We start from the raw sequence: 12,349 nt of genomic DNA on the forward strand, positions 1-12,349 counted from the left end.
TCTTAGCAATCATGCGTATTCAGTTTTGAAGGAATGAGACGAAAAGCTGTATTCCCGATTACTTGTAAAAAGTAATGGAGAATGCAGCTTTTTTTGTATTTCTGCCAGCACCTACAAATCTGATTCAAAAAAATACGTGCTCTAATAAAAGGAGCGTGTGCACAGCCGAGAGTGACGAGTGTGGTCATTATTGTGATTCCAGTCGATTATGCTATGCTGAATGACATACAGCTTTTTCAAATGAAAGAGGGATCAATATGCTTATTCTTGCAGTGGAGGATGAAAAAGCGCTGCTTCAGACAATTGCAGGAGTCCTGACCGATGAGGGTTATCAGGTGGATACGGCAGAGCGCGGAGATGACGGCTTGTTATTGGCGGAACGCGGCATCTACGATTTGTTGGTCCTGGACATTATGATGCCAGGAATGGATGGTCTTTCACTGGTGAGAACGTTGCGTACAAAAGGGATAATGACGCCGGTTTTATTTTTAACGGCAAAAGATAGCGTAGAGTCGAGAGTCGAGGGATTAGATGCCGGAGCCGACGATTATTTGGTCAAGCCTTTTGCGGCCGAAGAACTGACGGCGAGAGTGAGAGCCCTCTTGCGCCGACAAGGGAAACAGAACACAGAAGGCGATCTGGCATACGGTCCTCTATCTCTGAAGATAAATGAATATGACGGTTTTGTTGATGATGAGCCGATGAAGCTAACAACGAAGGAGTACGAGCTGCTTAAGTACTTTCTGCAAAATCGGGAGCAAATATTGACGCGTCAGCAAATTTTTGACCGCGTATGGGGAATTGATTCAGAAGCGAATTACGGAGTGGTCGATTTGTATGTCCACTACCTGCGCAAGAAGCTGGGTGCTTACGAAGGCTTCATCCGAACGATCCGCAATGTGGGCTACATTTTGAAAAAGGAAGACAAATGATGTTTCGAAAAACGAGGATTCGGCTCGTAACGCTGAACGTAGTAGTGGTGCTGCTCTTGTTGAACGGGCTGGGGAGTGCAGTCTACTACACGATGAAGTATCGTCTCTATTCGCAGGTGGACCGAGAAATGACCAAAGTCAGTCAAAGGCTGGCAGTTGATTCTTTGCCTCGTCTCCATCGGATTGAAGATGACCCTTTCCCATTCAACCGTCAGGAGAGGAAAAAGTTTAACGATCTGGATCGCCGGTATGTTTTACTCGTCTGGGATAGCTTTGGTCGTGTCATTGGGACCGCATTTGGTGATAGGCTGGAGCCAGAGGAATATGCAGAATTCCAGCATAACGGAAAAGCAGACGGAATCGAAACGAAAACTGTGAATGGACAAGTCTATCGCGTGCAGACAGTTACCGTGCCGAAAAAGGTCGTTGTAGGCAATCGGATGCAGACCGCGTACCAGTTTCAACTGATTTACAATCTGGCACCTGAGCAAAACATGCTGGACAGCTTGTTGTACGTTGTCATCATCGGTGACATTATTAGTATTGTCATTGCGATCGTGGCTGGGTGGTTTTTGGCGAGAAGGGCACTCATCCCGATCCAAGTTTCGTGGGAAAAACAACAGCAGTTTATTGCCGATGCTTCTCATGAGCTGAGGACGCCGCTCACGGCCATCATGGTCAATCTGGAGAGGCTTTTCAGACATCCGGATCATACGATCGAGCAGGAAAGCGAAAAAATCATGATAGGGATGCAAGAGGCCAAGCGCTTGAGCAAGCTCGTCTCTGATTTGCTTACACTAGCTCGCAGTGATTCTAACGAGCTGCAGATCATGAATCAATCGCTGCGCTTAGACGAAGTCGCGATGAAATGCACCCAGGTTTTTGCACAACTTGCCATCGCACGGGAAATTCGTCTCGAAACAGACATTCAGCAACCCATTGAGATGCTGGGGGACCAAGAGCGTCTTCATCAGCTCATGGTCATCTTGCTGGACAATGCCTTGAAGTACACGAACGAAGACGGCCGGATTTATGTCTCTTGCAAAAAGGAAGGCGGTCGCGTTTCGATTCTCGTAAAAGACAGTGGGATCGGGATCGCCAAAGAGGATATTCCGTATTTGTTTGATCGCTTCTATCGGGTGGATAAAATGCGCTCTCGAGCGACAGAAGGAACAGGCTTGGGACTATCCATTGCCAAATGGATCGTGGATGCGCACCACGGAAAGATTCAGGTCAGCAGTGAGGTAGGTATCGGAACGAGTTTTTTGGTTACACTTCCAATAAAGCCTTAAACAGATGGATAGAACCGTTTTCCCGTCGAAGGGAATCGGTTCTTTTTTCAAATAGTGGAGCAATTCCATTTAACATACATTTATGTTTCAAATATCTCTAAATTGAGGTAAACTAGAGGTAGAAGAAGAGAGGAGTGGCGTACTAATGAACATGACGATCACTAAAGCAGCGGTAGCATGGTTTCGGGAAGAATGGGGATGCAAAGAAGGAGACAGCATTCGTTTTTTTGTCCGGTATGGAGGCGTTAGTACGGTTCAGGATTCATTCTCGATGGGGATTGCCAAAGAGTTGCCGAATGAAATCGGCATTTCGACAGTAGAGGATGGCATCACATTTTATATGGAAAAAGATGAGCTGTGGTATATGAATGGAAGAGGGCTGATTGTCGATTATCGGCCAGAGACAGACGAAGTAGAATTTAAGCTGGATTAAGCAAGGAAAAGGATAGCTAATAGATGAAGGGCTCCGGATATACGGGGCCTTTTTTATATGAGCGAAAAACCAAAATACAATACTTTACAAACAAAAATGTATAGTATATGATGGGTACATAAATGGAAAAAGGAGGAAGTTATATGCGTTTACTTGATTCTTACTTGGAGCTTGGCATTACGGGAATGGCACGTGCAGCTGTAGCGGGATGGTTCGATGGTCATTATGGGGCAGCCTTATTGGCAGGGTACTTCATGGATCGTGAGCACGATCTCCCTGAACATGTAAAAGAGGGCATTGAGCGGACATGTGAGTCCTTCCGCAAGCAAAAACCTGAATGGTTTGTTCCACTAGATCAAGACGAGCAAGCTGATCCCTCCTTGTTACAGCACGTCATCGATGGCCTCCAGCAAAATGTGAAGCAGCTGCGGACCTCAGGTCATGGACTAGCACTAGGTGTGTTGGCATTAAAAGCATTGCGCGAACGCCCTGATATGATCACTCCGACTGTGGTGAACGGCCTGGTCAAGATTCTCCAAGCGACGACAGCAGACAGGATAGACCGTTATTGGGGCATCGAGAATTACCATGGCATGACGATTGATGATGTCAGAGACGAAGTTGCGCCTTACCATACAACGGCAGAGATGGCAGAGCGGGCGTTTGAGGAGCTACATTTGGTTATACCGCCGCGTGATATTAACGGGGTACGCTATCATTTGGCGAGCGAGGTCGTCCATAACATCACACATGCTCATGCGTTAACAGATCTGGAGCGATTCGGTTATGAGGATATTGTGAAGCCTGGTATCGTAAACCATCGTCTTCAAATCTATTTGAATCGCCATGTTCCTCCGTTTGTTTTGGAGGAAGAGGTGAAGGAGCCAGCGTTCGAGGAAATTTTTTCACCGCTATACTGGGATAGACTATACAGCGATCCTCATGCATTGAAGCTTCCGTATGCTGCGTTGGATCTGCTAAAGCGGTTTCCGCCAGAGAAGAGAGCTCTTGCCGAACGAAATTTGTGCAAGCTTTTGACGATTACGGATTAATACAATCACCTAAATAAAAAGAACAGGGAGGCCAATAGGCACTCTCTGTTCTTTTTCATCTCGAATGAGTCGTCTACCAGGTAGGAATGACAGTCGTAGTAGACTCCCGATTTGCATAGTAGCTTTTATGCTCGATCAGGGCATTGCGAATGGAAGACTCATTGATGTCGAAACCGATTCCTGGAGTTTTCGGTACAGCCAGCATACCAGGTGCTGCAAAATCGATGACAGGTGTCACGATATCTTCAGCAAAGTAGCGATGGGAAGGGGAGGTGTCGCCAGCAATCGTGAAGTTGCTAAGCGAAGCCATCGCGATGTTATGGGCGCGGCCAATCCCTGCCTCCAACATTCCTCCGCACCATACTGGTACGCCGCGTGTCTCACACAGGTCATGAATCTTTTTGGCATCGGTTAGACCGCCCACGCGACCGATCTTGATGTTGATAATCCGGCAACTGCCGAGCTCGAGTGCTTTGCGGGCATCTTCCACTGTATGGATACTTTCGTCGAGGCAGATCGGCGTTTTTAGTTCCCTTTGCAAGGTCGCATGGTCAATGATGTCGTCATGAGCCAATGGCTGTTCAATCATGATCAAACCGAAGCCATCCAAAGCCTTCAGCATCTCCATGTCTGCCAGCGTATACGCAGAGTTTGCGTCCGCCATCAGTGGAACATCTGGTCCAAATGTGTTGCGGATGGCACGCATTGGCTCGACATCAAAGCCCGGTTTGATTTTCACTTTGATCTTTTTGTAGCCGTCACGGATGAAACCTTCTACGCGTTGCAGTAGTTTTTCGATGGTCGGCTCGATTCCGATACTCACACCGACGTCAATCGTCGTACGAGTTCCGCCCAATGCTTGGGAGAGGGAGAGGCCCTTCATTTTGGCGTACAAATCCCAGACGGCACCTTCCAAAGCGGCTTTGGCCATGTGGTTACGGCGCATCCAGGAGAAGAGGCGGGATACGTCATCAGGATGCTCAATCTCCCGTGAAAATAGCTGCGGGATCAAATACTTTTCGAGCATGTACCAGACCGTATCGACATCTTCCTCGTTGTAGACAGGGACGTCCATCGCGACGCTTTCGCCGAACCCGACATGGGCACCGCTGTATGCACGCACCAGAATGCATTCCTTGTGGGTTTCGACCCCCATGCTCGTCTCAAAAGGGGAATTCAACGGAATTTTGATTCGTTGCAGGTCCACGCGTTCGATTTTCATGTTCATCTCTCCTTAACCGTTCATTTGGATTGTCGCTCAAACGTATTCAGTACCGTTCTTGCCAAAATCTCGATGCCGTCTAGCAGTGCTTCTTTTTCAAAAGTCATCTGCGGATGATGAAGTCCTGGTGTCAGGCCACAGCCCAATCCAAGCATGGTCGCCCGAAGCTGTGGACGTTCTTTCGTGTAGTAGTGGAAGTCTTCCGCGCCCGGTGTCTGAATCGGCGGTTCGAGCTTCTCTGCTCCCAAGGTTTCGGTAATGGCATCCGCCATGATCAGTCTCGCTTCTTCGTTCACTTCCGCTGCATAGACGCGTTCGGTGATCTCATAAGACAGCTCAACTTCATAGAGACGTGAAACGTGTTGCAAAATGTGCTCGACACGTGCAAATAGGGCGTGAATGACTTCATTCGTCTGTGCCCGCAGGTCCAAGTGGAACTGCGCCGAGCCTGGAATGATATTGCTGCTTTTGCTACCTGCTGCGAGCTGCGTCATTTTGACGGAATAAGGAACGAGCGGATCGAGGTGAATGCCTTTTAACTGCTCAACAATCGCTGCGGCTACCTCGATAGCGTTGACTCCAAGATGAGGCCGTGCGCCATGAGCATCGGAACCCTTGATTTGCCCGAATATCGTACCAGCCGCCCCGTGCAAGATGGCAGAAGCAGCTGTGCCTCGAGGGATTTCCTGAATGGGACGAAGGTGGACACCGTACAGAAAATCAATATCGTCCACTACTTGCTTGTTCACCATCGCAAGTGCGCCATTTCCGCTTTCTTCTGCTGGTTGGAAAATGAGCTTCAGGCGCCCAGGGAGCTGGACGTCCATTGCTTGCAATACCATCAGGACGCCTAATGCGATGGTCATATGCGCATCGTGTCCGCAGGAATGGTTCGCGGTAAAGACGCCGTTTACTTCTTGCCAGAGTGCGTCCATGTCTGCTCGCACGCCTACAGTGAATTTTCCCGGCGTCAGATCGCCCCATTCGCCAACAACTCCCGTCACGTCGTCAAAGGTAGTGACGCGGCAATGGTGTTTTTTCAAGAAGTCAGCGATAAACGAGGTGGTCTGTACTTCCTCCCAGCTTATCTCTGGATGCTGGTGTAAATGCTCGTATAGAGAAAAAATGGCGGGCTGCAATTGTTTGATCGTTGTGCGCATGGTTCCTCCATCGGTTTTTTCGTGTGTAATCGATAAGTGAAGCGTAGGCTACGCCAATCTACTTGACGCAGCCAGTTTTGTGAAAAGGGTCATTGGTTACGAAACGCCGATTGTCACTGCTACTATGAGTGCGATCGAGGCGATCACGGCCCAGCCGAGAAGAAGCTTCCAAATGAATTTGACCCATTTCTCATACGGAATGCCTGCAACAGCCAGATAGCCCATCAACGCAGAAGAAGTTGGGATAATGGAGTTGGTTACCGCATCACCATATTGGAAGGCAAGAACCGCTATCTGACGTTGGATGCCGAGCAGATCCGCAATCGGCACCATGATCGGCATGGTTGTTGCTGCCTGTCCACTACCGGAAGAAATAAAGAGATTGAGAAAGGCTTGAATCACAAACATAGCCAGGACGTTAACGGCATCTGGCAAATGACCAATTGCCGAAGTCAGACTGTTAATCATCGTATCGATAATTTTTCCGTCTTCCAAGACGACAGTGATCGCGCGGGCAAAACCGACGATCAGTGCGCCAAACGTAACGGCTCTCGCACCAGCGACGAAGGAATCAAACAGCGTATTGACCGACAATCCTCCGACGAGACCAGCAATCAGGCCCATGATCAGGAAGGAAGCGGTAAGCTCTGTCAGGAACCATTCGTACTTGAATACACCGTATACGTTGAATGCGAGACCACAGACCATTACGAGGAACACGAGCTTGTGGCGTGCATTCAGATCTGGAATGTCTACTGTTGCCTGTTCTTGACTGGCGTGATTCTCTACGCCATAAAGCACACTCTTGGTCGGGTCTGCTTTGACACGATACGCATAGCGCATGACGTACCAGATGGCAAAAGCGAGAACGAAGACATACACAACAGCACGGAAGGTAAGACCAGAGAAGAGCGGCAATTGTGCGAGCGACTGTGCCACCCCAACCGTAAATGGATTGATCATACCGCCCATGAAGCCGGCAGCAGCCCCCATGGTGATCATGGCCGTACCAGTTACGGCATCGAAGCCCATTGCACGAGCCAGCGCGATACCGATTGGAACGAAGATGATGCTTTCTTCTGCCATTCCCATGGTGAAGCCACCGATGGAGAAGAGGAACATGGAAGCAGGAATGAGCAGCTTTTCCCGACCCTCCAAGTGTCGGACACCTTTATTGATCCCGGCTTCAATCGCACCCGTTTGGCGGATGATTCCGAATACACCGCTTACAATAAAGATGTAGAAAATGATTTGCGCGCCTTTTTGCATCCCTTCTGGAATCGCTTTGAACATGTCAAAGAACGAGACCGGATTACTTTCTACAGGATGGTAGCTGCCGTTGACGACGACGGTTTTGCCTGAGGCAACGTCTTTGACGCGTTCGAACTCACCAGCCGGGAGTACGTAAGATGCTAGGGCTGCCAAAATGATAATGATAAAGAGGATGGCATACGTATGCGGCACAGAAAAACGTTTCTTTGCAGGTTTCAATGGATGTGTAGACATGAGGTCACCTCGCTTTTTTTTGCTTATGACAAGCAAGGGTCGTGCCAAGTGTCGAAATTTCCCGAATATAAGCGTTTTCAGTGGATTTTCATAGGCAAGGGAAGGGAATATAATGCGCTTTAGGAATGTTTATTAGGTTTTATTCAGCCTAATACATCCTATTATTCATTGGGCGGAAGCTAAATCCGCCCGTGTTTTCGCAACAATTCGATACCCGCGGGGGTGATGGAGGTTCCTTGTCGGGTTGTTCCTGAACGTACCAAACCTTGTTGCTCCAGCAGTTTCAACTTGTGACGCAGTGCGCTCTCTGTCCAGCCTACGGATTGTAGCTCAGGGGAGTGCGCCAATTGATAACGCCCGACTGGTTTGTTGGATACGTAATAATGATGCAAGCAATACAAAATATCCAAGTCGCGGTTGTCGTCCAATTTAGGGATAGAAGCCGTCTGCTGCTTTTGAAATAGGCTATCCGTCAATCGTTTAGGGAGGTCCTGAATGCCGATGACAGGATGCTCGCTTACCGTAATGGCATAGTCGACGACATTTTTCAGTTCGCGAATGTTCCCCCGCCAGTCATGGCGATAGAATAGCTCCATTACTTCTGGCGACCAGGTTTTACGAATGCCTTGCTGCTCCAGATGCTCATCGATGAGAAGGGGAATATCGCTGATTCGCTCGCGCAAAGCGGGAATCTGGATCGGCAGGACAGCCAAACGATAGAACAAATCCTCGCGAAAGCTTCCCTGGGAAACAGCGTCTTCCAAATCACGATTGGTAGCAGCGATGATGCGGCAATCCACAGAAAGAATTCCCGTGCCGCCTACACGGATGACCTGCTTTTCTTGCAGCACGCGAAGTAGCTTGACCTGAATGGCCCCAGAGATGTCCCCCACCTCATCGAGAAAAATCGTCCCACCGTCCGCTTGCTCAAACAGGCCGGGCTTTCCGCCTTTTCGTGCTCCTGTAAAGGCACCGTCTTCGTAGCCGAACAGCTCGCTCTCCAGCAGGTTTTCCGGCAAGGAGGCACAGTTGATTGCGACAAAGGGGCCGTTTTTGCGGAGGGAGTGCTGATGAATGGCATGGGCGAACAGCTCTTTTCCCGTCCCGTTTTCGCCTGTTAGCAGGATCGTTTGATTGTTTTTTGCCATCTTTTTGCCGAGCTCGATGACTTGGAGCAGCGGTTGGCTTTGTCCTTTAATATCGGAAAAGGAGTAGGTCGCTGTATGACCGCGCAACGTAAGCGTGGTGCGCAAGCGTTGGATTTCGGTCACGTCTTTTAGTGTACAAACGAAGCCTAAATGCTCATGCCTGCGGCGGATGCTTTGACTGCTGACGATAAATTGTTTGTGTTCAATGGTTACGAGGGCATCCTCCTGATCTTCCTGCTCAAAAAAGGGCTGTAGCAAGCTGTGCTCCTTCAACACCGTGTACGGTTGTCCAACAATAGAGGATGCATGTGGACAAAACAACTCAACGGCGACGTCGTTAATAAAGGTGATCAAACCTTGTTCGTTGCAAGCGATCACGGGATCTTTGACTGCCTGAAAGGTAGATTGCAGCTGGCTGTTGAGCTTCTGTACTTCTGCGTAGGAGGTGCCAAGCATTTTCGCGAGCTCAGACATTTCTACGATGAAGGCAGACAAGTACTCGCGCTCCCATTCACTGGGTACGCCTACCTTGCGACCGGTATCAATCAGGTCGTGAATGCTGATTTTGCGAAACCCGAGATCGATCACCTCCACATGAGGTGGAAGAGGTACGTCAGGAACGCTCATAATGATGGCGTATTGAAATTCGAGATCATCAAATGTACAGCCCGGGTGAAAGGGAACGTAATTCAAATGATCGACGTTCGCCTCTAATAAGTTTTGGATGACCTCCTGTGCGGAAACTGGTGAATTGTTCATGACAGGGACGGTCGTCCCCGGAGGAATCTGCATCAGCGCTTTCATTTTGCGCAACTCGAAAAAACGGTTTAAAACCGTGATGGGTACGGAGTCAGCAACAGCTTGACGGGCAACTGTGTACAGCTCTGGGGATTTGGTTGTGATAAAGACATGATCGACTCCGCTTAAATCGGGAATGTGCTCATGGCTGGCATAGCCGATGACTTTGCAATACGGCTCGAAATAAGCCCGCAGTTCGTTTAACAAAAATTCGAGAGTGTCCGTTCCTTTTGCAATCAAGACAATGGTGTGGTCCATGCTGCACCGCCTTTGCTCAAACAATCGTGAATGTTTTGTAATCTCATGATAGCACAATGCCTGGCTGTAATCGGATGGATTCGCTTGTATAGAGAGGAAAGACAAGGATTGATTTGCGGGCAGGGAAATGTGTTTTAATAGAAGGTAGAGAAGATCAAAAAGCAATAACAGGAGGAATCAGCATGGGGGACAGAGTGGTTCCAGAGGTGCTGCAAATGATTGGGGAAGTCGTGCCAGACGGGGTATCGATTGCGATCTCGGACGGCTCACAATACTTGTACTATCAACCGAGTTCCAATATAGACTTGAAAATTACACCAGGGGATCTCGTCCCCATAGGCTCGGCTACACATCAAGCACTCATGGAAATGGGAAAAGTAGGGCATCAGGTGGAGAGTCGTATTTTTGGCGTGCCGTACTACGGACTCTCGCTTCCATTAGTACGAAATGGTCAGGTCATGGGCTGTATTACCGCCATCTATCCACCTCAAAACGTTCCGCTAACAAATCCGGAGCCGCGTCTATCGTTTTTGGTCGGAAAAGGGGAGGACGGCTGGCTGCCCATTCCGTTAACGGAGATCGTCTATATCAGCTCTCATGAAGGAAAAACGCTTTTGCATACGGCTAGTGGAACATATTCGAACAAATACAACATGGCTGAACTGGAGTATATGCTCCCGCAAGAGCGATTTGTGCGCTGTCATCGGTCGTATTTCGTCAATATGGAATCGATCGGCTTTATTCACCCGCATTTTCATTCGACGTTTTTATTAGAGATGAAGGACAAGCAAAAGACGAGAGTTCCTGTAAGTCAGTCGTACGCCAGCTCGTTTCGGCAATTGCTCGGCTTCTGAAATATCTGATAAATGAGAACGGTTCGCTGTCGTTTTTTCTTGATAGGCCGTAAATATTCTGTTTTGTTGAAAATCGAGTGCCCGCTCAGAATCCCTGTGCTAGTGTAAAGGCAATAAAGATGGCATAGGGGGTCACAATGATGTGGGAGCGCTTACGCGATAAACGACTGGCAGATAAAATCGTGACGGCTGAGGTAGCAGCAGGATGGATTGAGGATGGCATGACGATCGGGTTAAGTGGTTTCACGCGTGCTGGTGATGCCAAGGTCGTGCCGCTCGCATTGGCTGAGCTGGCGAAAAAAGAGAACAAGCCTTTTGGCGTAAACGTATATACGGGAGCTTCACTCGGCTCCGATGTAGATGCAGTGATGGCGGAAGCGGGGATCATCAACAAGCGATTGCCTTTTCAAGCAGATCCGGTCATGCGGAAAAAAATCAACGATGGCAGCATGATGTTCGTTGATCAGCATCTGTCGCATACAGCAGAAGCGATTCGCCAGGGAGCGATAGACGCAATCGATTACGCAATTGTGGAAGCGGTTGCAATTACAGAAGAGGGCATGATCATCCCGGCTACGTCCGTGGGAAACTCCAATATTTTCGTGGAAAATGCCAAGCATGTCATCATTGAGCTGAATATGGCTCAATCGGTAGAGTTGGAAGGCATCCATGATATTTATACACCAGCGAAACAAGGAGAGCGTGAACCGATTCCACTCACGTCCGTGGATCAGCGAATGGGTACAGCTGGGATTCCCGTCGACCCGGATAAAGTAAAAGGGATTGTCCTTACGAATCAGTTGGATTCTCCCTCGACGATTGTGGAACCGGACGAAGAAACGGCGCAGATTGCGGCACATCTGATCGAGTTTTTGCGTCAAGAGGTAAAAGAGGGACGCTTGCCGAACAATCTCGCGCCATTGCAATCGGGAATCGGATCGGTAGCGAATGCGGTTTTCAACGGATTTTTGGATTCGGAATTCACGGATCTGACTGTCTTCTCGGAAGTGTTGCAGGATGCGGTGTTTGATTTGCTTGATGCAGGTAAAATTTCGTTTGCCTCAGGCTGTTCGATCACATTAACGGCTGACAAGATGAAGCATGTCACCGAAAATTTCGCCCAATACCGTGACAAGCTGCTGTTGCGTCCGCAAGAAATTACGAACCATCCGGAGCTGATTCGCCGCCTCGGTCTGATTGCGATCAATACCGCGATTGAAGCGGACATCTACGGCAACGTCAACTCGACCAATGTATCGGGTACGCGAATGATGAACGGCATCGGCGGCTCTGGTGACTTTGCTCGCAACGCACGTCTAGGTATCTTCGTAACCAAGTCGATTGCCAAAGGCGGAAACATTTCGAGCATCGTTCCGTTTGCCTCCCATGTGGATCATACCGAACACGATGTAGATATTATCGTGACCGAGCAAGGCTTGGCTGACTTGAGAGGCTTGGCTCCGCGTCAAAGAGCCATCAAAATGATCGAGAACTGTGCGCATCCGATGTACCGCGATCAATTGATGGCGTACTACGAGGAAGCACTCACACGCGGCGGGCACACCCCGCATGTATTGGAAAAGGCATTCTCCTGGCACGTACGTTACGCGCAAGAAGGCACGATGCTTGCGAAAAAGCCAGCGTTGGTTTAAAACGATTGAATGATAAAGAAACAAACCCGTTCGGGCATGAAA

The 12,349-nt window shown here is 49.0% G+C and carries 10 protein-coding genes; 6 read left to right on the forward strand and 4 right to left on the reverse strand.

Translation table 11 applies throughout. The annotated features are described in order from the left end of the window. Window positions 1-257: 257 nt before the first annotated feature. The 4 genes from HP398_RS30330 (at window position 258) to HP398_RS30345 (ending at window position 3,709) form a co-directional block, all read left to right on the forward strand. Complete coding sequence (locus tag HP398_RS30330) at window positions 258-932, forward strand: response regulator transcription factor (protein WP_017247146.1); 675 nt, start codon at window positions 258-260, stop codon at window positions 930-932. Beyond that, a complete protein-coding gene (locus HP398_RS30335; RefSeq protein ID WP_173624484.1) occupies window positions 929-2,224 on the forward strand; it encodes a sensor histidine kinase in 1,296 nt (431 codons plus the stop codon). Before HP398_RS30330 ends, HP398_RS30335 begins: the two co-directional genes overlap by 4 nt. Window positions 2,225-2,369: 145 nt before the next feature. Next, entirely contained in the window at window positions 2,370-2,657 is a 288-nt protein-coding gene (locus HP398_RS30340) for a HesB/YadR/YfhF family protein (RefSeq protein ID WP_007728959.1), read from the forward strand. Window positions 2,658-2,800: 143 nt separating this feature from the next. Further along, window positions 2,801-3,709 carry a hypothetical protein gene (locus HP398_RS30345; protein WP_017247151.1) on the forward strand — a complete coding sequence of 303 codons (909 nt, stop codon included), beginning with the start codon at window positions 2,801-2,803 and terminating at the stop codon, window positions 3,707-3,709. Between the two features lie 73 nt (window positions 3,710-3,782). Here the strand turns inward: HP398_RS30345 and menC are convergent, their stop codons facing one another. The 4 genes from menC to HP398_RS30365 form a co-directional block, all read right to left on the reverse strand. After that, window positions 3,783-4,931 (reverse strand): o-succinylbenzoate synthase, encoded by a 1,149-nt coding sequence (gene menC, locus HP398_RS30350; protein WP_173624485.1) that lies wholly within the window; start codon window positions 4,929-4,931, stop codon window positions 3,783-3,785. A gap of 20 nt (window positions 4,932-4,951) precedes the next feature. Then, window positions 4,952-6,091 carry a M20 peptidase aminoacylase family protein gene (locus HP398_RS30355; protein ID WP_173624486.1) on the reverse strand — a complete coding sequence of 380 codons (1,140 nt, stop codon included), beginning with the start codon at window positions 6,089-6,091 and terminating at the stop codon, window positions 4,952-4,954. Between the two features lie 96 nt (window positions 6,092-6,187). After that, on the reverse strand, window positions 6,188-7,597 hold the full coding sequence (locus HP398_RS30360; protein ID WP_173624487.1) for a YfcC family protein: 1,410 nt from the start codon (window positions 7,595-7,597) through the stop codon (window positions 6,188-6,190). Window positions 7,598-7,776: 179 nt separating this feature from the next. Beyond that, on the reverse strand, window positions 7,777-9,801 hold the full coding sequence (locus HP398_RS30365) for a sigma 54-interacting transcriptional regulator (protein WP_069851912.1): 2,025 nt from the start codon (window positions 9,799-9,801) through the stop codon (window positions 7,777-7,779). Window positions 9,802-9,983: 182 nt separating this feature from the next. On the opposite strand from HP398_RS30365, the gene HP398_RS30370 reads away from it, so the two are divergent. Further along, window positions 9,984-10,655 (forward strand): LytTR family DNA-binding domain-containing protein, encoded by a 672-nt coding sequence (locus HP398_RS30370; protein ID WP_173624488.1) that lies wholly within the window; start codon window positions 9,984-9,986, stop codon window positions 10,653-10,655. A gap of 140 nt (window positions 10,656-10,795) precedes the next feature. Further along, window positions 10,796-12,307, forward strand: a complete 1,512-nt coding sequence (locus tag HP398_RS30375) for a succinyl-CoA:acetate CoA-transferase ScpC (RefSeq protein WP_173624489.1) — start codon at window positions 10,796-10,798, stop codon at window positions 12,305-12,307. Window positions 12,308-12,349 lie beyond the last annotated feature (42 nt).

Origin of the sequence: Brevibacillus sp. HB1.4B (assembly GCF_013284285.1) — a bacterium.
Classification (GTDB): domain Bacteria; phylum Bacillota; class Bacilli; order Brevibacillales; family Brevibacillaceae; genus Brevibacillus; species Brevibacillus porteri.